General features: G+C 33.6%; 27 protein-coding genes. 24 read left to right on the top strand and 3 right to left on the bottom strand.

Annotated elements, in window-relative coordinates; all coding sequences use genetic code 11:
- The first annotated feature begins 169 nt into the window (after positions 1–169).
- From CD150_RS06890 to fabZ, 21 genes are all read left to right on the top strand, one after another.
- Positions 170–769, top strand: coding sequence for a thymidine kinase (locus tag CD150_RS06890; RefSeq protein ID WP_046207751.1), 600 nt, complete (start codon positions 170–172; stop codon positions 767–769).
- Entirely contained in the window at positions 769–1845 is a 1077-nt protein-coding gene (prfA, locus tag CD150_RS06885; protein ID WP_073346097.1) for a peptide chain release factor 1, read from the top strand. Before CD150_RS06890 ends, prfA begins: the two co-directional genes overlap by 1 nt.
- Positions 1832–2668 (top strand): peptide chain release factor N(5)-glutamine methyltransferase, encoded by an 837-nt coding sequence (prmC, locus tag CD150_RS06880; RefSeq protein ID WP_073346093.1) that lies wholly within the window; start codon positions 1832–1834, stop codon positions 2666–2668. The genes prfA and prmC overlap by 14 nt, the downstream gene beginning before the upstream one ends.
- 95 nt (positions 2669–2763) lie before the next feature.
- Positions 2764–3807 (top strand): L-threonylcarbamoyladenylate synthase, encoded by a 1044-nt coding sequence (locus CD150_RS06875; RefSeq protein WP_103161453.1) that lies wholly within the window; start codon positions 2764–2766, stop codon positions 3805–3807.
- Positions 3804–4226 carry a low molecular weight protein arginine phosphatase gene (locus CD150_RS06870; RefSeq protein ID WP_046207755.1) on the top strand — a complete coding sequence of 141 codons (423 nt, stop codon included), beginning with the start codon at positions 3804–3806 and terminating at the stop codon, positions 4224–4226. Before CD150_RS06875 ends, CD150_RS06870 begins: the two co-directional genes overlap by 4 nt.
- 144 nt (positions 4227–4370) lie before the next feature.
- Complete coding sequence (locus tag CD150_RS06865; RefSeq protein ID WP_103161452.1) at positions 4371–4895, top strand: TIGR01440 family protein; 525 nt, start codon at positions 4371–4373, stop codon at positions 4893–4895.
- Positions 4896–4916: 21 nt separating this feature from the next.
- The gene (gene glyA, locus CD150_RS06860) at positions 4917–6155 is read left to right on the top strand and encodes a serine hydroxymethyltransferase (RefSeq protein WP_046207757.1); all 1239 of its coding nucleotides are present in this window, start codon (positions 4917–4919) and stop codon (positions 6153–6155) included.
- 16 nt (positions 6156–6171) lie between these two features.
- Positions 6172–6801, top strand: a complete 630-nt coding sequence (gene upp / locus CD150_RS06855) for a uracil phosphoribosyltransferase (protein WP_019468295.1) — start codon at positions 6172–6174, stop codon at positions 6799–6801.
- 22 nt (positions 6802–6823) lie between these two features.
- Entirely contained in the window at positions 6824–7954 is a 1131-nt protein-coding gene (wecB, locus tag CD150_RS06850; RefSeq protein WP_103161451.1) for a non-hydrolyzing UDP-N-acetylglucosamine 2-epimerase, read from the top strand.
- A gap of 155 nt (positions 7955–8109) precedes the next feature.
- On the top strand, positions 8110–8460 hold the full coding sequence (locus tag CD150_RS06845; protein ID WP_046207759.1) for an ATP synthase subunit I: 351 nt from the start codon (positions 8110–8112) through the stop codon (positions 8458–8460).
- Between the two features lie 27 nt (positions 8461–8487).
- Positions 8488–9210, top strand: coding sequence for a F0F1 ATP synthase subunit A (gene atpB / locus CD150_RS06840; RefSeq protein ID WP_019468297.1), 723 nt, complete (start codon positions 8488–8490; stop codon positions 9208–9210).
- A 38-nt stretch (positions 9211–9248) separates the two neighbouring features.
- Positions 9249–9455 carry a F0F1 ATP synthase subunit C gene (gene atpE, locus CD150_RS06835; protein WP_002482721.1) on the top strand — a complete coding sequence of 69 codons (207 nt, stop codon included), beginning with the start codon at positions 9249–9251 and terminating at the stop codon, positions 9453–9455.
- A 97-nt stretch (positions 9456–9552) separates the two neighbouring features.
- Complete coding sequence (locus CD150_RS06830) at positions 9553–10080, top strand: F0F1 ATP synthase subunit B (protein ID WP_026034759.1); 528 nt, start codon at positions 9553–9555, stop codon at positions 10078–10080.
- Complete coding sequence (locus CD150_RS06825) at positions 10080–10619, top strand: F0F1 ATP synthase subunit delta (RefSeq protein WP_070039515.1); 540 nt, start codon at positions 10080–10082, stop codon at positions 10617–10619. The genes CD150_RS06830 and CD150_RS06825 overlap by 1 nt, the downstream gene beginning before the upstream one ends.
- A gap of 20 nt (positions 10620–10639) precedes the next feature.
- Positions 10640–12154, top strand: coding sequence for a F0F1 ATP synthase subunit alpha (atpA, locus tag CD150_RS06820; RefSeq protein ID WP_046207761.1), 1515 nt, complete (start codon positions 10640–10642; stop codon positions 12152–12154).
- A 30-nt stretch (positions 12155–12184) separates the two neighbouring features.
- Entirely contained in the window at positions 12185–13051 is an 867-nt protein-coding gene (gene atpG, locus CD150_RS06815) for an ATP synthase F1 subunit gamma (protein WP_046207762.1), read from the top strand.
- Positions 13052–13072: 21 nt separating this feature from the next.
- A complete protein-coding gene (atpD, locus tag CD150_RS06810; RefSeq protein ID WP_019468302.1) occupies positions 13073–14485 on the top strand; it encodes a F0F1 ATP synthase subunit beta in 1413 nt (470 codons plus the stop codon).
- 18 nt (positions 14486–14503) lie between these two features.
- Positions 14504–14908 (top strand): F0F1 ATP synthase subunit epsilon, encoded by a 405-nt coding sequence (locus tag CD150_RS06805; RefSeq protein ID WP_019468303.1) that lies wholly within the window; start codon positions 14504–14506, stop codon positions 14906–14908.
- Positions 14909–15342: 434 nt separating this feature from the next.
- Entirely contained in the window at positions 15343–15576 is a 234-nt protein-coding gene (locus CD150_RS06800) for a DUF1146 family protein (RefSeq protein WP_046207763.1), read from the top strand.
- A gap of 101 nt (positions 15577–15677) precedes the next feature.
- Positions 15678–16943, top strand: a complete 1266-nt coding sequence (gene murA / locus CD150_RS06795) for a UDP-N-acetylglucosamine 1-carboxyvinyltransferase (RefSeq protein ID WP_103161450.1) — start codon at positions 15678–15680, stop codon at positions 16941–16943.
- A gap of 63 nt (positions 16944–17006) precedes the next feature.
- Positions 17007–17444 carry a 3-hydroxyacyl-ACP dehydratase FabZ gene (gene fabZ, locus CD150_RS06790; RefSeq protein WP_046207765.1) on the top strand — a complete coding sequence of 146 codons (438 nt, stop codon included), beginning with the start codon at positions 17007–17009 and terminating at the stop codon, positions 17442–17444.
- 49 nt (positions 17445–17493) lie between these two features.
- Here the strand turns inward: fabZ and CD150_RS06785 are convergent, their stop codons facing one another.
- Positions 17494–17934: a YwpF-like family protein gene (locus CD150_RS06785; RefSeq protein ID WP_046207766.1), complete on the bottom strand. Its 441-nt coding sequence runs from the start codon at positions 17932–17934 to the stop codon at positions 17494–17496.
- A 189-nt stretch (positions 17935–18123) separates the two neighbouring features.
- On the opposite strand from CD150_RS06785, the gene CD150_RS06780 reads away from it, so the two are divergent.
- From CD150_RS06780 to CD150_RS06770, 3 genes are all read left to right on the top strand, one after another.
- Positions 18124–18543 (top strand): single-stranded DNA-binding protein, encoded by a 420-nt coding sequence (locus tag CD150_RS06780; RefSeq protein WP_073346080.1) that lies wholly within the window; start codon positions 18124–18126, stop codon positions 18541–18543.
- Positions 18544–18991: 448 nt separating this feature from the next.
- Entirely contained in the window at positions 18992–19693 is a 702-nt protein-coding gene (locus tag CD150_RS06775; RefSeq protein WP_046207768.1) for a transglycosylase family protein, read from the top strand.
- 370 nt (positions 19694–20063) lie between these two features.
- Positions 20064–20903 (top strand): YitT family protein, encoded by an 840-nt coding sequence (locus CD150_RS06770; RefSeq protein WP_046206940.1) that lies wholly within the window; start codon positions 20064–20066, stop codon positions 20901–20903.
- Positions 20904–21034: 131 nt separating this feature from the next.
- Here the strand turns inward: CD150_RS06770 and CD150_RS06765 are convergent, their stop codons facing one another.
- Both CD150_RS06765 and trhO read right to left on the bottom strand, forming a co-directional pair.
- The gene (locus CD150_RS06765; protein ID WP_073344764.1) at positions 21035–21952 is read right to left on the bottom strand and encodes an AEC family transporter; all 918 of its coding nucleotides are present in this window, start codon (positions 21950–21952) and stop codon (positions 21035–21037) included.
- A gap of 662 nt (positions 21953–22614) precedes the next feature.
- Positions 22615–23562, bottom strand: a complete 948-nt coding sequence (gene trhO / locus CD150_RS06760; RefSeq protein ID WP_046206942.1) for an oxygen-dependent tRNA uridine(34) hydroxylase TrhO — start codon at positions 23560–23562, stop codon at positions 22615–22617.
- Between the last annotated feature and the right edge of the window lie 188 nt (positions 23563–23750).

The following is a 23750-nucleotide window of genomic DNA, read 5'->3' as shown; positions in this document are numbered from 1 at the left end:
TGCTTTTTTATTTAACATGGACGATGTGTAGGTTTAAACAGAATTGCACAGTTGTTTGAGCACTTTGATTACATATTAAATTACAAATATCTTATGAGAAATTGATATTTTAAGTTGGAAAATATGATATAATAAACCGATTATGTTTTGAAAAAGGGTGGAACGCATAATGAATGAAACTTATCATTCCGGGTGGATAGAATGTATAACTGGAAGTATGTTTAGTGGTAAATCTGAAGAATTAATTCGTCGTTTAAGACGTGGACTATATGCTAAACAAAAGGTGGTTGTATTTAAACCAGCAATAGATGATCGCTATCATAAAGATAAGATTGTGTCGCATAACGGCAATGCAATTGAGGCAATTAATATCTCGACAGCAGCTGAGATCTATAAACACGATTTAACAAATTTTGATATTATAGCAATTGATGAAGTTCAATTTTTCGAAAATAATATTGTCCATATTGTTGAAGAATTAGCTGAAAAGGGGCATAGAGTGATTACTGCAGGTTTAGATATGGATTTCAGAGGTGAACCATTCGAACCAATTCCGCATTTATTAGCAGTAAGTGAAGAAGTGACTAAACTACAAGCTGTATGTGCAGTATGTGGATCGTCATCAAGCCGTACACAACGATTAATTGATGGTAATCCAGCAAAAATAGATGATCCAGTGATTCTCGTTGGCGCTAACGAAAGCTATGAACCTAGATGTAGAGCACATCATATTGTTGCACCAAGTAATCATGAGAAGGAGGAAATGTAGTGTTTGATCAATTAGACATTGTAGAGGAAAGATACGAGCAATTAAATGAAATGTTAAGTGATCCTGAAGTCGTAAATAACCCAGACAATTTACGGAAATATTCAAAAGAACAGGCTGATTTGCAAAAAACAGTTGAAGTATATCGTGAATATAAACAGGTTAAAGAAGATGTAACTGAAATAGATGATATGTTACAGGAAACAAAAGACGATGAAGAAGTTGAAATGCTTAAAGACGAAAAACAAGAATTGAGCCAAAGAATTCCAGAACTGGAAGAAGAATTAAAATTCTTGTTAATTCCAAAAGACCCTAACGATGAAAAAGACGTAATAGTTGAAATACGTGCAGCAGCTGGTGGGGATGAGGCTGCAATATTTGCTGGTGATTTATTTAGAATGTATTCTAGATATGCAGAAGCACATAGTTATAAAACTGATATCGTAGAAGCTACTGAAAGTGATCATGGCGGTTACAAAGAGATTAGCTTCTCTGTTTCAGGAACAGGCGCTTACAGTAAATTGAAATACGAAAATGGTGCACATCGTGTACAACGTGTACCAGCAACTGAGTCTGGAGGACGTATTCACACGTCTACTGCTACTGTTGCCGTATTACCAGAAGTTGAAGATGTTGAGATAGAGATTCGAAATGAAGATATTAAAGTAGACACGTATCGTTCTAGTGGTGCAGGTGGACAACACGTAAATACTACTGATTCTGCCGTTCGAATTACACATATACCGACAGGTGTCATTGCTACATCATCTGAAAAATCTCAAATTCAAAACCGTGAAAAAGCAATGAAAGTGTTAAAAGCACGTTTATTTGATATGAAATTACAAGAAGAACAACAAAAGTATGCTGCACAGCGTAAATCAGCTGTCGGTTCAGGTGATCGCTCAGAGAGAATTAGAACATACAATTATCCACAGAGTCGCGTAACGGATCATCGTATTGGATTGACATTGCAGAAATTAGAGCAAGTTATGGAAGGTAAGTTAGATGAGATTATTGATGCACTAACTTTAGCTGAACAAACTGATAAATTGAAAGAACTGAATGATGGTGAATTATAGAGAACGATTAAAAATCGCACAAGACAAATGCGAAACTAAAGGTATTGAAGTTACACGAGCTGAATGGTTAATGCTTGATTTATTTCAATGGCAAAAATTAGATTATTTGCTACACGCAGATGAAGTTATGACGGAAGCACACAACGTGTTGTTTGATAATGCGGAAGCAAGGATGTTACAAGGCGAACCGATTCAATATATTGTAGGAATGCAATCTTTTTATGGTGAAATATTTAAAGTAAACGAGCATTGTTTAATTCCAAGGCCAGAAACCGAGGAAGTATTACTACATTTTTATAATTTGGTAAAATCGGGAGATAAGGTTGTAGATATTGGAACAGGTAGTGGTAACATACCTATTTTACTAAAAAAAATGAATCAAAATTTGGATGTTATAGCTACAGATTTATATGATGAAGCCTTATCTGTGGCAAAAGAAAATGCTGAGTATCATGATGTAGATGTTATATTTTTACAAGGCGATGCCTTAAATCCATTAATAGAAAAGCATATTAAAGTGAATGGATTGATTTCAAATCCACCCTATATCGCTGAGAGCGAAAAAGCTTTAATGGATGATACTGTTTTACAATATGAACCTATGAGTGCTTTGTTTGCTGAAAACAATGGTTTTCAAGTTTATGAAAAGATTTTAGATCAATTACCAGACGTATTATTACCTAATGCAATTGTTGTGTTTGAGATTGGTTATAAACAAGGAGCTATATTAAAAAGCAAAATTGAAAAAAAATATCCTGCTGTAAGTGTCCAAATAATAAAAGATATTAACGATAATGATAGAATGGTTTCTTTTAAATGGTAATTTAAGAAGTTGTGTACCTAACATGATATGTCATGAAGGTGCATAACTTCTTATTTTGTTTTAAAATTGAAATTAAGATGAAAGGGTGAGTATAAATGAAAACAAAAATATGGGATTTAAGAAATCATGCGACTGAGGATGCAAATGTAGATGCTTTTAATGAGATAAAAAATATTTTTGAAGCTGGTGGACTCATCGCTATACCAACTGAAACTGTATATGGTTTAGGTGGCGATGCAAGAAATGAACAAACTATAAAAAATATTTTTGCTGCAAAAGGTAGACCTTCTGATAATCCACTTATCGTGCATATACATAATGTTAAGCAACTAGATGTATTTACGAAGCACATTTCACAAGAAGTAAAAATACTGATGAATCAATTTTGGCCAGGACCTATTTCATTTATTTTACCATTAAAAAAAGGATATTTATGTGAAAGTGTAAGTGGTGGACTTTCATCCATTGCGGTTAGAATGCCAAGTCATGTGATTGGGAGAAAAATATTAGAGTTTGTAGATATACCGATTGCCGCACCGAGCGCTAATTTAAGTGGTAGGCCTTCTCCAACTAAGTTTGAACATGTATATCATGATTTAAACCAAAGCATTGATGGTATTGTTAATGGTGATCAAAGTGAAGAAGGCTTAGAAAGTACCGTGTTAGATTGCACGCAATATCCATTTAAAATTGCTCGTCCAGGATCTATCACCAAGTCGATGATTGAAAATGTTTTACCAGGTTCTATTTCAGCAAAAAATGATTTAAATCAAGAAAAACCTATAGCCCCCGGAATGAAATATAAGCATTATGCGCCAGATACGCCAATAACGATTATATACGGCTTTCATCAACAACCATCCTCATGTAAAGATTGGAGTGATGTCGCGTTTATATTCCCGAAAGATAAACGTAAATATATTCCAAAAAACGCAACTTTCATTCCGCTGTGTGAAAATGAAAGAGATATTAAAGGGGCAAACCATAACTTGTATCAAATATTGCACGATATAGACCAAAATAAAAAGATTAAAGAAGCTTATATTTTTGGATTTGAAAATAGTGGCGAAGCAGTTGCTATTATGAATCGAATGCAAAAGGCGGCAAACTTTACCGTCGTTAAAGGAGAAAAATTATGAAAATTGTTTTTGTTTGTACTGGTAATACTTGTAGAAGTCCAATGGCAGAAAGTATTGCAAAAGCTAAAATACCTGACATCGAAGTTGCTTCGCGTGGTTTATTTGCATTAGATGGCGCACCTACCTCAGAACATACGCGTGCTATCTTAAAAGAAAAACAATTGCCAATACCTGACAATGCGCAACAATTCACTGAGATGGACATGCATGCAGATCTTATTTTGACAATGTCAAGGAGTCATAGAGATGCGATTAAACAAACGTATGGCGTAAATACACATATATTTACTTTAAGTGAATATGTATTGCATGGTGATGATGTTTCTGACCCATTTGGAGGAACTAAATCAGATTATATTGAAATTTATAATGAATTAAATTCATTGATTGAAAAATTAAAAAATAAAATATTAGAGTAAATAAATATGTGAAATTAGTATGAGTAAGTCATTAAATACGTTATAATAATTACGTGTAGCAAATGTGCTAGCAATTAAATTTGCCAGATTGGACTTATGTATTTTGGCTTACTTTTTTATCAAAATAAATAAGGGGTGTTTAATATGGAAGATTTAAGAGTATTGTTAGATGAACTAAAGGCTAAATCTTTCTTTAAAGAGGATGAGCTTTGTATTGTAGGTTGTTCTACTTCAGAAGTGATTGGCGAACGCATAGGTAGCGTCGGTTCAATGGAAGTAGCAAAAGATATATTTGAAGCGTTAAAAGAGATTGAAACGGAAACAGGCGTTTCTTTTGTATTTCAAGGCTGTGAACATATCAATAGAGCAATTACGATTGAAAAAGCTAACTTCGACCCCGCAACGATGGAAGAAGTAACCGTTGTACCCGATGTCCATGCTGGAGGTAGTTTAGCTACGTATGCATATCAGCATATGGAAGCGCCTATGGTGGTTGAAACTATAACTGTTCCGAAAGGTATAGATATTGGTCAAACATTAATTGGTATGCATATCAAACATGTAGCAATACCCGAACGTACAAGCGTGAAGCAAATTGGCGAAGCAATTGTTACAATCGCTTCTTCAAGACCTAAAAAAATTGGTGGCGAAAGAGCAAAATATAACTAATACAGAAACGAGGGTTTACTAATGTCATTTATTAAAGATCAAGATAAAGAAATTTATGAAGTGATTCAAAACGAGTTCAACCGTCAAAATAACAATATAGAGTTAATTGCGTCAGAAAACTTTGTGTCGGAAGCAGTTATGGAAGCTCAAGGTTCAGTATTAACTAATAAGTATGCTGAAGGTTATCCGAACAGAAGATATTACGGTGGTTGTGAATATGTAGATGTATCTGAAACATTAGCTATTGAGAGAGCAAAGCAATTATTTGGTGCAGAACATGTTAACGTTCAACCACATTCTGGTTCACAAGCAAATATGGCTGTTTATCTCGTGGCATTAGAACACGGAGATACTGTATTAGGTATGAATTTAAGTCATGGTGGGCACTTAACTCATGGTGCGCCAGTAAACTTTAGTGGTCAATTTTATAACTTTGTCGAATATGGTGTCGACAAAGAAAGCGAACAAATAGACTATGACGAAGTATTAAAAGTAGCAAAAGCGCACCAACCTAAGTTAATCGTTGCTGGGGCTTCTGCATATTCAAAAACAATAGACTTCAAACGTTTTAGAGAAATTGCTGATGAAGTAGGCGCTAAATTGATGGTAGATATGGCTCATATCGCTGGATTAGTCGCTGCAGGCTTACACCCAAGTCCAGTAGAATATGCTGATTTTGTAACTACAACAACACATAAAACATTACGTGGCCCTCGTGGTGGAATGATTTTATGTAAAGAAGAATACAAAAAGCAAATTGACAAAACAATCTTCCCAGGCATTCAAGGTGGCCCTTTAGAACATGTTATTGCTGCCAAAGCAGTAGCGTTCGGTGAAGCACTACAAGATGATTTTAAAACATATCAACAACAAGTTATTAAAAATGCAAAAGTATTAGCTGATACACTAAATAAAGAAGGATTTAGAGTAGTATCTGGCGGTACTGATAATCACTTAGTATGCGTAGATGTAAAAGGATCAGTCAATATTACTGGTAAAGTAGCAGAAGAAGCCCTTGACTCAATAGGTATTACTTGTAATAAAAATACAATACCATTTGATCAAGAAAAACCTTTTGTAACAAGTGGTTTAAGACTTGGTACACCAGCAGCTACTACACGTGGTTTTGATGAAGCGGCATTTGAAGAAGTAGCTAAAATTATAAGCTTAGTGTTAAAAGATCCTGAAAACGAAACAACATTAAAAGAAGGACAAGAAAGAGTTAAAGCATTAACTACGAAACATCCTTTATATAATTAAATTGGAGGAAGTAATTATGGGCAACGTACATGTTTTTGATCACCCACTTATTCAACACAAATTAAGTTACATTAGAGATGTACATACAGGTACAAAAGAATTTAGAGAACTCGTAGATGAAGTAGGCATGTTAATGGCTTACGAAGTGACAAGAAATCTAGAGTTACAAGATGTAGAAATTGAAACGCCTGTTACTAAAATGATAGCTAAGCGTTTAACTGGTAAAAAATTAGCATTTATTCCCATTTTAAGAGCAGGTCTTGGCATGACACAAGGTATCTTAAATCTTGTGCCGGCAGCAAGAATAGGTCATGTTGGCTTATACAGAGATCCTGAAACGCTAGAAGCAGTTGAGTATTTTGTGAAATTACCACAAGATATTGAAGAAAGAGAAATTGTCGTAGTTGATCCAATGCTAGCGACTGGTGCTTCCGCAATTGAAGCGATTAATTCACTTAAAAAACGTGGCGCCAAGCATATCAGATTTATGTGTCTAATTGCAGCACCAGAAGGTGTAGAAAAATTACAAGAAGCACATGAAGATGTCGATATCTATATCGCAGCATTAGATGAGAAATTAGATGACCATGCTTATATTACACCTGGATTAGGTGACGCTGGTGACCGTTTATTCGGTACAAAATAGTTTGACCCAGGAGTGGAGTAGTATGAAAAAAGTTATGACTGTATTCGGGACACGGCCTGAAGCTATAAAGATGGCACCACTCGTTTTAGAATTGGAGAAAGACGCTGAATTACAACCAATCGTTGTAGTGACGGCACAACATAGAGAAATGTTAGATTCTGTGTTGAAAAGCTTTGACATCACACCTGATTATGATTTGAACATTATGAAGCAGGGACAATCATTGTCTGATATAACTTCACGCATACTCGTACGATTAGAGGATGTTATAAAAGAAGCGAAACCAGATATGATACTTGTTCATGGTGATACCATAAGTACATTTGCTGGAAGTCTTGCAGCATTATATAATCAAGTCCCAATCGGGCATGTCGAAGCTGGTTTGCGAACTTGGAATAAATATGCTCCATTTCCTGAAGAAATGAATAGACAAATGGTAGGAGTAATGTCCGATTTAAACTTTGCTCCTACCAATAATGCTGCAAATAATTTGATTGCTGAAAACAAACCAGAAGACTCAATTGTCGTAACAGGTAATACTGCTATTGATGCAATGAAAACGACAATTCATAATGGTTATCAATCAGAAATTATAGCCAAGCACAAAGATAAACGAATTATTCTACTCACTGCGCATAGACGAGAAAATATTGGGGAACCAATGGCACATATTTTCAAAGCAGTACGAGATATCGTCGAAGCATACGAGGATGTTGTTGTCGTTTACCCAATACATAAAAACCCTAAAGTAAGAGAAATTGCAGATTATTATTTATCAAATCACACGAGAATTGAGCTTGTAGAACCCTTAGAAGTTGTTGATTTTCATAATTTTGCACATCAGTCTTATTTAATTTTAACTGATTCTGGTGGTGTACAAGAAGAAGCGCCTTCTTTAGGTAAACCAGTACTCGTTTTGAGGGATGTTACGGAAAGACCAGAAGGTGTAGCGGCAGGTACATTAAAAATTGTAGGCACAAATGAAAAGAATATATTCGCAGCAACAAAAGAACTATTAGATAACAAAAATTTGTATGAGATCATGAGCACAGCTCAAAATCCATATGGAGACGGCAATGCATCATATAGAATTTGTCAAAATATTAAATATTTTTTTGGTTTAATTGATAAAAAACCTTCTTCTTTCAAATAATTTTTGTATTTATGTGTCATTTTTGTGACATTCTTGTAAAAAATTGAATTACAATTTGAATAGAATTGACACGTAAAGTACCCTATATTATTATTAAAATTGTATGATTGGAATGGTTTTCATATAAGAAAGATAAGGTGAAGCGAGGCACTGAAATGAAACGTTTCAACATCATTTTTAAACAGTACATGCAATACTATATATATTGTATTATTGTACTTGTAATTGTGTTTATTTTCACATACTCTGCATTTATATTAGGTCTTATAATTGGAATGATCGGATCGCTAATCAATACTTTTACTTTTGAATATTATTTGGCGGAAGCAAAAGAAAAGGATAACATACATATTTCAACGGGCAACATTTGGAGATATTTGGTTGTGATATTAGCTTGTACGACATGGTATTTTTATAAGGACCATATAAACATTTTTGGAGTAGTTGTTGGTTTAATGATTTCTTATGTTTTAATTGTTTTCAAACCATTTTTACACAAGAAATAAATTTTATAATGAAAGAGGTGAGAAAGCATGGATCATAAAGACCCTCTAGTCAGTTGGAATGTGTTCGGTCTAGACATCGTGTTTAATCTATCATCGATTATGATGATGTTGATTACGGCGTTTATTGTTTTTGTAATAGCTATTATTTGTACACGTAACCTCAAGAAACGTCCAACAGGCAAACAAAACTTTATCGAGTGGGTTTTTGATTTCGTAAGAGGGATTATCGAAAGTAACATGGCTTGGTCAAAAGGCGGTCAGTTCCATTTCTTAGCCGTTACATTAATCTTTTTCATATTTGTTAGTAATATGCTCGGTTTACCGTTCCAATTAATTTCGGGACACACCCTGTGGTGGAAATCTCCCACAGCCGATCCAACTGTGACATTAACATTATCAACGCTTATAATATTATTAACACATTATTATGGGGTTAAAATGGTTGGCACTAAAGGGTATTTTCAAAATTATACAAAGCCGATATTCCTATTGCCTATCAATGTGTTTGAAGAGTTCACTTCAACATTGACGCTAGGACTACGACTTTACGGAAATATTTTTGCAGGTGAATTATTACTAGGATTATTAGCAGGTTTAGTATTCGACTTCCCAGCATGGGGTTGGTTAATTGGGTTACCTGGCCTAATCGTATGGCAAGGGTTCTCAATTTTTATCGGTACGATTCAGGCATATATATTTGTAATGCTTTCGATGGTATATATGTCACATAAAGTACAAAAGAGTCATTAAATTAAAAAATAAAAAGAACAAATTAGGAGGATTTTTAAATGAATTTAATCGCAGCAGCAATCGCAATCGGCTTATCAGCACTTGGTGCAGGTATTGGTAATGGTCTTATCGTTTCAAGAACAGTAGAAGGTGTCGCTCGTCAACCAGAAGCACGTGGTCAATTAATGGGTATTATGTTTATCGGTATCGGATTAGTTGAGGCGCTACCAATTATAGGTGTAGTTATCGCTTTCATGTCACTATAAGTAAACTAGTCTTTATGGCGAAGTCTTCTAGGCTCTCGCCGTTCGTTTTTATCAAAATACCTTATGATTATACTGGATGAAAGGAGTGTCTATGAAAGTGACTGCTACGACTAATATGTTCGTTCTAGGTGCGGCTAGTGGCGGTGGTGTACAATGGGGAACAATTATTGTTACGATTGCTACATTCGCCATATTACTCTTACTTTTGAAAAAGTTTGCATGGGGCCCACTTAAAGAAGTGATGGACAAACGTGAACGCGATATCAATAAAGATATCGACGATGCTGAACAAGCTAAATTAAATGCTCAAAAATTAGAAGCACAAAATAAACAAACACTAAAAGAAACACAAGAAGAGGTTCATAAGATTTTAGAAGAATCTAAAATACAAGCCCGTAAACAACACGAAGAAATTATTCATGAAGCCAATATTAGAGCTAATGGCATGATTGAAACAGCACAAAATGAAATTAACAGTGAAAAAGAACGCGCACTTGCAGATATTAATAATCAGGTTTCTGAGCTTTCCGTACTCATTGCTTCAAAAGTACTGCAAAAAGAAATTTCAGAAAAAGATCAAAAAGAATTAGTTGAAAAGTACATTAAAGAGGCAGGCGATAAATAATGGCTAATGTAGCAAAAAAATATGCAAAAGCGTTATTTGATACTGCTAAAGAAAAAGCGTTACTTGATCAAATGTATGAAGAGTTTTCAACAATTGACGAAGCAGTGCGACCTGAAGTAGGAAAATTAAAAGAATTAGATACAGACCCACAAAAAGATGTAGCACAACGCCAACGTTTTGTTGCTATTATTTTTGGACACGCACATCAATATTTACAAAATATGTTTATGGTGCTTGCAAGTAATCGTCACCTTACATATACACATGAAATATTCTTAGCTTTTGAAACTTTATATAATGCGTATCACAATCAAGACTTTGCGATTATTGAATCAGTGTATGAACTATCTGAGGATGAAATAGCAAGTATTGATTCAATTATTAGATCGCGTACAAAACTATCAAAACTAATGATTACAAATGAAATAAATCCAGATCTTATCGGTGGTATCCGAGTTAAAGTTGGTACGAAAGTGATGGATGCAAGTATTAAAAATGATCTTGCCAAACTTGAAAAGCAATTTATTAGAGTGAAATAAAAATCGAAGGAGTGACATAGATGGCCATTAAAGCTGAAGAAATCAGTGCATTACTTCGCTCACAAATAGAAAATTATGAGTCAGAAATGGCTGTTACTGATGTAGGTACAGTTCTGCAAATTGGTGATGGTATCGCTTTAATCCACGGATTAAATGACGTTATGGCTGGTGAGCTTATTGAATTTAATAACGGCGTTCTAGGTTTAGCACAAAACTTAGAAGAATCCAATGTCGGTGTAGTAATTTTAGGGCCTTACACGGATATTAAAGAGGGAGACGAAGTAAAACGAACTGGACGTATCATGGAAGTACCAGTTGGTGAGGAGTTACTTGGTCGTGTCGTTAACCCATTAGGACAAGCAATTGATGGTCAAGGACCAGTCAATACTACAAAAACACGTCCTGTAGAGAAGAAAGCAACTGGTGTAATGGATCGTAAATCTGTAGATGAACCATTACAAACTGGTATAAAAGCAATTGACGCGCTTGTACCAATCGGCCGTGGACAGCGTGAATTAATCATCGGAGACCGTCAAACGGGTAAAACGACGGTTGCCATTGATACGATTTTGAACCAAAGAGATCAAGATACGATTTGTATATACGTTGCTATCGGACAAAAAGATTCAACTGTACGTGCAAATGTTGAAAAATTACGTCAAGAAGGTGCATTAGATTATACAATTATTGTTTCTGCTTCAGCAGCAGATCCAGCGCCTATGCTTTATATCGCGCCATATTCTGGTGTAGCAATGGCTGAAGAATTCATGTTTGCTGGCAAAGATGTTTTAATCGTTTATGATGATTTAACAAAACAAGCAGCAGCTTATCGTGAACTATCATTATTATTACGTAGACCTCCAGGCCGTGAAGCTTATCCTGGTGATGTATTCTACTTACATAGTAGATTATTAGAGAGAGCGGCTAAACTAAATGATGATTTAGGTGGCGGTTCAATCACAGCATTACCTATTATTGAGACACAAGCAGGCGACATTGCCGCTTACGTTCCGACAAACGTAATTTCTATTACTGATGGACAAATATTCTTGCAATCTGACTTGTTCTTCTCTGGTGTAAGACCAGCGATTAATGCAGGTCAATCAGTATCACGTGTCGGTGGTTCTGCGCAAATTAAAGCAATGAAAAAAGTTGCTGGAACTTTACGTCTAGATTTAGCATCATATCGTGAATTAGAATCATTCGCGCAATTTGGATCTGATTTAGATGAATTTACTGCTAAAAAATTAGAACGTGGTAAACGTACAGTTGAAATATTAAAACAAGATAAAAACAAACCACTACCTGTAGAAAATCAAGTTTTAATTATTTATGCTTTAACAAAAGGACATTTGGATGATATCCCTGTAGTTGATATCACACGTTTTGAAGACGAGTTGAATCAATGGGCTAAATCGAATGCATCTGATTTATTAAATGAAATCAAAACGACGGGTGCTTTACCTAATGATGAATCATTTGAATCAGCGATTAATGAATTCAAGAAGAGTTTTAGCAAATCAGAAGAAGCATAATAGTTAATGTAGATAAAAGGTGGTGAGATAATGGCATCTCTTAAAGAAATCGATACACGAATAAAATCAACAAAAAAGATGAAACAGATTACGAAAGCAATGAACATGGTTTCTAGTTCGAAATTACGTCGTGCTGAAAAAAATACGAATCAGTTCAGACCATATATGGTTAAAATGCAAGATGCAATTACAGCTGTTGCTGGAGCGGACAAAAATTCACATCACCCAATGTTACAACAACGAGAAGTGAAGAAAAGTGGTTATATCGTAATTACTAGTGACCAAGGCCTTGCGGGTGCATACAATGCGAATGTGTTGAAACATCTAATGAAAGATATTGAACGCAAACATAGTAGTAGTGATGAATATTCCATCTTAGTTTTAGGCCAAACAGGTGTTGATTTTCTTAAAAATAAAGGATATGACATTCATGATTCTTTAACAGAAGTTCCTGATCAACCTTCATTTAAAGAAATACAAGCAATTGCTAAAAAAGCAATAGATTTGTATAACGATGAGATTGTGGATGAGGTGAAAATTTATTACAGTCATTTCGTCAGTGTTTTAGAAAATACACCGTCGATGAAAACTGTGCTTCCATTGTCTCCAGAAGATTCAAGCTTAGGACATGGTCAAATGTCTTCATATGAATTTGAACCAGACAAAGAAGCAATTTTAAGTGTCATTTTACCTCAATATGTTGAAAGTTTAATATATGGAACGATTTTAGATGCAAAAGCAAGTGAACATGCAACACGTATGACGGCTATGAAAAATGCATCTGATAATGCGACAGATATCATTGATGATTTATCTATCGAATATAACAGAGCGAGACAAGCAGCAATCACTCAACAAATTACTGAAATTGTTGGTGGCGCAGTTGCACTTGAATAATGATTAAAGGAGGAAAATAGCATGGGATTAGGCCGTGTAACACAAGTTATGGGTCCAGTAATTGATGTTCGCTTTGAGCACAATGAAGTTCCAGAAATTAATAATGCCTTAGTTCTCGATATAGAAAGAGAAGAAGGTACTGTTGAATTAACGTTAGAAGTTGCATTACAACTTGGCGATGACGTAGTACGTACAATCGCAATGGATTCAACTGATGGTGTTAAACGTGGTACAGAAGTAAGAGACAGCGGAAACAGCATTAGCGTTCCAGTTGGTAATGAAACGTTAGGTAGAGTGTTTAATGTATTAGGTGATACGATAGACTTAGATGAAGACATAGATGACTCAGTACGTCGTGATCCAATTCATAGAGAAGCACCTGCATTTGATCAATTATCTACGAAAGTTGAAATATTAGAAACAGGTATCAAAGTTATTGATTTATTAGCACCTTATATTAAAGGTGGTAAAGTTGGATTATTCGGCGGTGCAGGTGTTGGTAAAACTGTATTAATCCAAGAATTGATCAATAATATCGCTCAAGAACACGGTGGTATATCAGTGTTCGCTGGTGTAGGTGAACGTACTCGTGAAGGTAATGACCTATACTTTGAAATGAGTGATAGTGGTGTTATTAAAAAGACAGCGATGGTTTTTGGGCAAATGAACGAACCACCTGGTGCTCGTATGCGTGTAGCACTTTCTGGTTTAACTATGGCTGAGTATTTCCGTGATGAACAAGGACAAGACGTTCTACTATTCATCGATAACATCTTTAGATTTACGCAAGCCGGTTCAGAAGTTTCTGCACTATTAGGTCGTATGCCTTCAGCCGTTGGTTATCAACCTACATTAGCAACGGAAATGGGACAATTACAAGAACGTATTACTTCTACAACTAAAGGTTCTGTAACGTCAATTCAAGCAGTATTCGTGCCAGCCGATGATTATACCGACCCAGCACCAGCTGCAGTATTTGCGCACTTAGATTCAACTACAAACTTAGAGCGTAAATTAACTGAAATGGGTATTTATCCTGCAGTTGATCCATTAGCATCTACTTCTAGAGCGCTTGATCCATCAATTGTTGGTCAAGAACATTATGAAGTAGCACGTGAAGTACAATCTACTTTACAAAAATATAGAGAATTACAAGATATTATTGCTATCTTAGGTATGGATGAACTTTCGGAAGAGGATAAACAAACTGTAGAACGTGCGCGTCGTATTCAGTTCTTCTTATCTCAAAACTTCCACGTAGCTGAACAATTTACTGGGCAAAAAGGATCTTATGTGTCTGTTCAAAAAACAGTAGAAGGCTTCAAAGCAATATTAAATGGTGATTACGACCATATTCCAGAAGATGCATTCCGTCTAGTTGGAAGCATGGATGAAGTAATTGAAAAAGCTAAAGATATGGGTGTTGAAGTTTAAAATTAGGAGGTATGGATAATGAATACATTAAGCCTAAATATTGTCACTCCTAATGGTTCTGTTTACGACCGAGAAGATGTCACTCTGGCAGTTTTACAAACTACTGCTGGAGAAATCGGTGTCATGTATGGACATATTCCAACAGTTGCAGCACTTGAAATTGGCTATGCCAAAATTAATTTTGACGGTGGTTCAGAATATATTGCAGTGAGTGAAGGTTTTGTTGAAGTAAGACAAGATAAATTATCAATCATTGTTCAAACTGCAGAGCCTGCGAATGAAATTGATGTCGCTAGAGCAGAATTAGCTAAGTCAAGAGCAGAATCTCATTTAAACAATGAAGAAGATAGCAGTGACATAAATAGAGCCAAACGCGCATTAGATCGTGCTAATAACCGTCTTCGTGTCGCTCAATTACAATAATGAATAAAAGATATACTATGACGAATATCTAAAAAAGTCGACAAAGTTTTTACTTTGTCGACTTTTTCTTTTCTAATTAAACATGTCAAAATTAAATTTTTAGCGTTAATTTAGCAATGAAACATTAATTCAAAATATGGATTATAGTAACTTTCTTAAATCACAAGTGAATTATAATAATGTACCAAAGATTTAAGAGTGTAGTATGAATAAAAAAAGTAAAAGTTTTACTTTCACATATACTTTTAATCGTTTAGAAGTAAAGTAAGTAAAAATATTTAATTTTAATAGTTATGCATACATGATATATATAATGGGAAAATAATATTAAATTGACGCTTATTATTTAAAAGTCAGTAATCTAATTATTAAGTATCTTTTGTTTAGTGTTTCGTGTAAAATATATAAATAGTGTTTATCAAGGAGAATGGCTTATGGAATATTTAGGACAATTTTCAATTGTACATCTCATACTACATGTCCTTTGTATTTGTATTGCTTATTGGGCATTGAATGCAGTGAGATTAGAGCAATTTTTTAAAAAAGGTTTTCCAGTACAAGTTCAAATTTGTATGATATTTTTAGCAATATTAATTGGAACTTCGGTCAGTAATTTTATTGTAGATTTATTACAATTTTCTACACAAATAAAATATTTGGTACAATAATTCAAATAATTGTATATTACGTATGATTATCGATATAATTTAATAGTAAGTTTGAATGAAAATTTTAGGCAATATATAAGTAGTTAAGTGGAGGATTTAAGATGGATAAGATAGAAATTAATGGTGGTAAAAAATTAACTGGTGAAGTGAAAGTTTCGGGTGCAAAAAACGCGGTATTACCAGTATTAACAGCATCACTATTAGCATCAAAAGGCGTGAGCAAATTAAAAAATGTACCAGCACTTAGTGATGTAGAAACAATTAATAATGTAATATCTACATTAAATGCTGAGGTCTCTTATAATAAAGAACAAGAAGAAGTTACAGTAGATGCAACAAAACAATTAAATGAAGAAGCACCATATGAATATGTAAGTAAAATGAGAGCAAGTATACTTGTAATGGGACCTTTACTAGCACGATTAGGTCATGCCAAAGTTGCTTTACCGGGTGGTTGTGCAATTGGTTCAAGACCGATAGAACAGCATATTAAAGGTTTTGAAGAACTAGGTGCTGAAATCCATATGGATGGTGGTTTTATATACGCAAACACTACTAACGGATTGAAAGGTACAACGATTCACTTAGATTTTCCAAGCGTAGGTGCGACTCAAAATATTATCATGGCTGCTTCATTAGCTGAAGGTAAAACTGTTTTAGAAAACGTCGCACGTGAACCAGAAATTGTTGATTTAGCAAATTATATTAATGAAATGGGCGGAAATGTGTTAGGTTCTGGTACTGACACCATTACGATTGAAGGTGTTGAAGCCTTGTATGGCGTCGAGCATTCAATTATACCTGATAGAATTGAAGCAGGTACATTATTAATTGCAGGTGCAATTACAAGAGGAAATGTTTTAGTTAACGGTGCAATCAAAGAACATATGACGAGTCTAGTTTATAAATTAGAAGAAATGGGAGTTAATCTAGAATGCCTTGATGATGCTATTCGTGTAAGTGCCGAAAACGAATTGAAACCGGTAGATATCAAAACACTTCCACATCCTGGTTTTCCTACAGACATGCAATCACAAATGATGGCGTTATTATTAACTGCAAATGGACATAAAGTAGTAACGGAAACTGTGTTTGAAAATCGATTCATGCATGTCGGTGAATTTAAAAGAATGAATGCTAAAATCACTGTTGAAGGAAGAAGTGCAAAAATTGAAGGTAAAAGTCAACTTCAAGGCGCTCAAGTAAAAGCAACGGATTTACGTGCAGCAGCAGCACTTATTTTAGCGGGACTAGTAGCTGAAGGAACAACATATGTTACTGAACTAAAGCATTTAGACAGAGGGTATGTTGATTTGCATGGTAAATTAAAGGCATTAGGTGCTGACATCAAAAGAATACAAGATTAATGTTATAATATATTATATTAATAAATTGGAAACAGAGAGAAGTAAAGTTGGAGGAAGCAAATTATGGAAACAATTTTTGACTACAACCAAATAAAAGAGATTATTCCACATAGGCAACCATTTTTATTGATTGATCGTGTTGTAGAATACGATGAAGGTCAACGATGTGTAGCAATTAAACAAGTTTCAGGTAATGAACCATTCTTTCAAGGTCATTTTCCAGAATATGCAGTAATGCCTGGCGTATTAATTACTGAAGCTTTAGCACAAACAGGTGCTGTCGCTATGTTAAATAGCGAAGCAAACAAGGGAAAACTTGCACTATTTGCTGGTATCGATAAATGTCGTTTTAAAAAACAAGTAACACCTGGAGATACTTTGCGCTTAGAAGTTGAAATCACGAAGCTCAGAGGCCCTATTGGTAAAGGTAGTGCTAAGGCAACAGTAGATGGACAATTAGCATGTAGTTGTGAGTTAACATTTGCTTTGCAAGACAAATAATAAAAAAATAGTGTTACAGACTGTTTAAAACGGGCTGTAACACTATTTTTTATTTATCTACTTTTTCATCCTTCAGTCTTGGTTTAGATTGCATCATTCTATTAAAGGATTTCTTCAAGTCTTCACCAGATAAACCTTCATCTATTAATTGTTCTAATAAACTTTCAGCATAAACTTGTCTTAATGTGTAAATGTGACATTCACAAACAACAGAAATTGTATTTTCTAATTGAATGATATGTTTAATGGTTGCATCAAATAAAGCTGGATCGTTAGCAGGTCTAGTGATAACGACACGTATGTCTAATAATGTTTCGTTATCCATATATGTTTTCATAGTTTCATAATGATAATCTGAAATGACGATTTCAAGCAACCAGCCAGTGCCACTGTTTTCCTTATTGATGATGACACCATCTTCTAATTCGTACTCAGTTAAGCCACCATTTTCTGATACGATTTGAAATCGAACGGCTTTAAATGTTTTCATCGTCTCACATCCATTTAATTAATTTAAACTCTACATAAAATGTATTTATATTATCATTATAACGTAATTTTCTATGATAAAGGTGAAAAAAGTAGAATTTTGTAGTCATTTACTTTTTGAAATTATAAAAACTGTATTTTGACGGAATCATGTGAATTTTTTATGATTTACTTATAGAGGAGGTGACATATGATTAACAGTATTGTCATTGTAGGGAGACTAACAAAGGACCCTAAAATTTATGAGAAGGAAGGTAATAAACTAGCTACATTTTGCGTAGCCGTCCCAAGAAATTATAAAGATAAAAATCAAAAAGTTATTTGTGATTATTTATTTTGTAAGGCATTCGGAAAAATTGCTAATAATGTCGAAAAATATATCAATCAAGGTTCATTGGTTGGTATAACTGGACAAATGCAATCGAGAAAATTTGAAAAAGAAGGACAGATGCATTTTGTATCAGAAATTTTTATTGAAACTATTAAATTTATGTCCCCACGTTCTAAAAATGAAGATGAAACACTTTTTGATCCACTTCCAATAGATCAAAACCCAGATCTTATAAGTCAATTTGATTTTGAAGAAAACGAAATTTATGAAATTGTATAATATTTCAAGCACTCCCAACTCCCCGTTAATTTAACCCATCAAATCTAATATATTTAATCCTACTATTTAATTATACTTCTATCAGGCTATTCTTATTGTCTATTAAATTAACAATAGACAATAGGAATAGCTAAAATACATACTTTATAGGAAAATGTACTTTTATAAGAAGGTAGAAATTTATCTCGAAATAATACAGAATAATCTGATAAATTACAATTTTATTACGCTCACTATATTTGTTAAATAGTCACATAAACTTTCATAGCAGTTTTCAACATAGTTGATGATGCTTATATTCTATTTTATAAATGTAATCACCATGTAAAGAAAGGGTGTACTTTTTTATTTGGCTGTAACCTACTACTGTTTTTAAGATGTTATAGTTGTACTTGCAAATTAATCATAACGAAAAAAATTATTTACCTTATAGGAGGAATTTTTAAAAATGAAAAAAACAGTATTAGCTTCAACATTAGCAGTAGGTTTAGGCGTAACAGGATTTGCAGCAGGAAACTCAGCAGACGCAGCTGAACAAGGTGTTGACAAAGCAGAATTAGCAAACTTAGCACAATCTAATCCAGAACAATTAAATGCATCACCTGTACAAGAGGGTGCATATAACTATAACTTTAATTATAATGGTACAAATTATAATTTTGAATCAGATGGCCAAACATGGTCATGGAGTTTTGGTGGAGGTTCTAGTGAAGATGTATCATCAGAACAAACAACTTCTGTTGAACAACCTCAACAAGCACAAACTGAACAACCAGCACAAGAAGTACAAACTGAGCAACCAGCTCAACAAGCTGCTCCACAAACTGAGCAAACGCAACAACCACAACAAGAAGCAACTACAAAAGCTTCAACTCAATCATCAAGCTCAAATGAAGCTTCAACTAGCTCATCAGGTGTGAATGCACACTTACAACAAATTGCACAACGTGAATCAGGTGGCGATATTCATGCTACAAACCCATCATCAGGTGCTTCAGGTAAGTTCCAATTCCTACAAAGTACATGGGATTCAGTAGCTCCAGCTGAATATCAAGGTCAACCAGCTGCTAATGCACCAGAAGCAGTTCAAGATGCAGCAGCTCAAAAATTATATGATGAAGTTGGCCCTTCACAGTGGGTTACTGCATAATAAAATAATATTTAATTTTGAAATATTGTATCATCAGTCCCTAGGTTCTTTTATAGAATCTAGGGATTTTTCATTTTTTAGTGGAACATGAAAATGATTAAATTAGAGCATAATATTAAACAGCTTATAATAAATTGAAGTAAACATTATATACTTATAATTCAACATAACCCGCATACATTGAAAAACATACGTATTTTTATTATTATGTTTTCTGTATTAAAAAATTATAATTTGAAATTGTAATTCTGAAACTTTTTAGCTATTGCTGAAAAGTTTCTTTTTGTGTTGAAAGCAAAATGGACGAAGTATAGTTAAGAAAATGGTTGTTCAAAAAATAGATTAATCTATAGAAAGAGGTGTTGGTTCAATGGTATATAAAATTCATCTGAAAAATATTTGTTTTTGTCTTTTAGGTACTTTTTTAATTGCAATAGGCGTCAATTCTTTTGTTTTAGCTTCAAATTTAGGAGAAGGTGGCACAGTCGGTATTTCTTTGAATCTAAAATATACTTTAGGTCTTTCTCCAGCGTTGACGACACTTATCATTAACATCATATTAATTGGTGTTGGTTGGAAATATCTAAGTAAAACAACTGCACTTTATACTTTGATTACTGTGGTTGCAAGTTCATTCTTCTTGGGTATTACTGAATCTTTTAATTTAAATTTAGAGTCTGATTTTATCAATACTATTTTTTCAGGCGTGCTCATTGGTATCGGTACAGGCTTTGTGATATCTGCCCGTAGTACATTGGGCGGTACTTCAGTTATTGCAAAAATTATAAACAAATACAGCGAAATTAAAACGTCACAAGCATTATTTATACTTGATTCATTGATAGTTTTATCATTCTTACTTGTCTTACCTATACAAAATGTACTTTATACTATTGTCATGTTGTTTATCGTTGAAAAAAGCATGTCTTTTGTAATAGAAGGATTTAATCCTAAAAAAGCGATTACTATTATTTCAGATTTTAATGCAGACATTAGTAAACAAATTAATGAAGAAACAGGTCGTGGCTCAACACTGCTAAATGGTGTAGGAGGATATCAACAAAAAGAGACGAATGTGCTTTACGTAGTCGTTCCTCAAAATCAGTTAGCTAGAATTAAAAAAATTGTAAATCGTCATGATGAAAATGCCTTTTTAGTAATCCATGATGTACGAGATGTCCTAGGAAATGGGTTTATGAAATTACAATAAGCATAGAAAAGCAAATATCTTCAAATTAACTACAAAAATTTGAAAATACCAGTCTTTCATTTATATATTGGATGGCTGGTATTTTTATATGCGCATTTGTTATGGGATAAATATGTTATCATTACCAATTTTTAAAACAAGATACGAGATAAAAAGATAACAGTGGTAACTGTAAAAATACTAAATAATGTAGAAAATAATACAATTTGTGCATGTAATTCCGGTTCAATTTGATATTCCATGGCAATCGTAGAAGTATTTCTTGAAGTAGGAAAAGAACTAGCAATAAAAAGTGATTGTGCCACAACACCGTCTAAGCCTAATAAATAGATAACTGCTAAAGAAAGTATTGGACTTATTATTAAACGACCAATAAGTGACCATGAAATAACGCGATGGAAAAAGTTGATTTTAATTCTTGCAAGTTGTGCTCCTAACAAAATCAGTGCTATAGCTACAAATCCATCAGAGAGTTGATCGAGGGGAATTAAAATCGTTTTGGGAAGCTTAACAGTAAAAACTTGGCAGATAATTCCTAGCAGAAGTGCATGAAAAACTGGTAGACGTAAAAATCCGCGTGTGATATCTGCCATTGATTTACTAGCTGATAGTAGATTATACATACCATAAGAATATGTGAGTAAATTTTGAAATACTAAAATGAAAATTTGGACTGAGACACCGATTGGATTATGACTAAATACGAGTTGACTGACTGGTAACCCGTAATTTCCTGAATTCATTAACGAAATACTATTTTTTAGAGCAGCACTTTCTCCTTTTTCCAAATGTAGACATTTAGAAATTAAATTGCCAAGTAAAATTAAAATAACGCTGAAAATGATAATATAATATATTATGTTTAGTAATAAAGGTATATCAATGTTAATGTGGTAAATGTTTACAAATACTGATGCCGGCATTAAACAGTATGTTATTAAAGTGGAAAAGTGTTTAAGATTAAAAGAAAATTTTATTTGAAGTATTAAACCCAACAATATCAGAAGTAAAATAGGCAAAATAACTTCTGAAAGAATAAAAATAAACATAAGCAACCTTCTATCTCTAAATATTTTATGTGATGAAAAATAATGCAATATTCATTTACTTTTACGTTAGCACATATTTATTATAAGTAAAATAAATCTTAATAATTAGAATTGATAAGTAAAGGTTATCATTATGTTGCTCAAATAATAAGTGAAATGTAAAAAATCTCAATAAATATAAAGTGTGCGGTAGCTAATTATGTAAAAAAAGTAACTTTAAAAAGAGAAGGTACTGAAACATAAACCCTAGAAAAATAACACTCATATGATTTAATTCAATCCATATGAGTGTTTCTTTGATTATACAATACTGCAGCATATTGTTGGCTCGATTTCTTAGGGACAGATTCAGTCTGTCTCGTCTTCAGATTGTCTTGTTCCAGCAAACGTCTCGCCAAAATACAATGTATTCATATGTACTTTTACGTTAAATACTTTAAAAAATAAGACACTATATCAATCCAAGTTGTAACTCAATGAGCTAAGTATAATTAAAACAGTATTGAAAAAAGGCAATTTCTATTGAAATAATATAGAAATTGCCTTTTTCACTTGTCCAAGAACTTTATGTCCCAGACTATTTTTTTGTTAACTAGATAGATATGTCTAATATTTTGTATGACATTATCATATGCTCATACAGTGTTTCAAAGCATCATTTACTAGACAAGTTGTTTAAAGTTTTCTAGGCGTTTTGCTTTTTCTTCATCACTAATACCATGTTTTTTAACATAGCGATTATTTTCGTGTTCAGCACATTCATGGCAACAAGCGCCTAAATAACGTGCTTCATTTTCTTCAGATACTAAAATTTGACGGTTACATTCGGGATTAGAGCAATTGATGTAACGTTCACAAGGTGTCCCATCAAACCATTCTTTACCTACAACAGTTTTTTCAACTTGATTGACATCTACACTGATACGTTCGTCAAATACGTACATTTTGCCGTCCCAATACTCACCTTTTGTTTCTGGATCTTTTCCATAAGTGGCGATACCACCTTCAAGTTGGCTTACGTCTTCAAAACCTTCTCTTAGTAGATAACCGGAGAATTTCTCACAGCGAATACCGCCAGTACAATAAGTGACGATTTTTTTATCCATAAATTGATCTTTATTTTCTTTAATCCAGTCTGGTAAATCTCTAAAACGAGTAATATTAGGTCGAATCGCACCACGGAAATGTCCTAAATCATATTCATAATCATTACGCGCATCGATAACAATTGTGTCATCATCAAATAATGCTTCTTTAAATTCTTTAGGTGATAAATAATTACCAGTAAGTTCTTTAGGGTTAATATCTTGCTCTAAATCTAATGCTACAATTTCTTTTCTAGGACGCACGTGCATTTTTTTAAACGCGTGACCATCTGCTTCATCAATTTTGAAAGTAATTCCTTTGAATCTTTCATCTGATTGTAATGCGTTCATATATTTTTCTGTTGCTTCAACTGTTCCTGATACAGTACCATTAATACCTTCAGTTGATACTAAGATACGTCCTTTAAGCTCCAAATCTTTACAAAAATCTAAATGCTCTGTAGCAAATGTTTCTGGGTCTTCAATCGTTGTATATTTATAATACAATAATACTCTGTAATCCATAATTCTATTCTCCTCTAATTTATTTCTGTTTATAATAGTTTTATATAAAATTAATAGTTTAGTGATGTCGTGCGGCTATCATTCATAATGGTATTATGAATGTTTGCTATATGCTTTTATAAAAGGACGAAATTCTCCTCACTATATTGTAACAAAAAAGAAACAATATTCAATTTAAAAATTTTGTA

This window comes from Staphylococcus ureilyticus, assembly GCF_002902235.1.
In the GTDB taxonomy this organism is placed as follows: domain Bacteria; phylum Bacillota; class Bacilli; order Staphylococcales; family Staphylococcaceae; genus Staphylococcus; species Staphylococcus ureilyticus.
The sequence above is the reverse complement of the archived record's forward strand: the minus strand, read 5'-3'. Positions and strand labels throughout refer to the sequence as shown.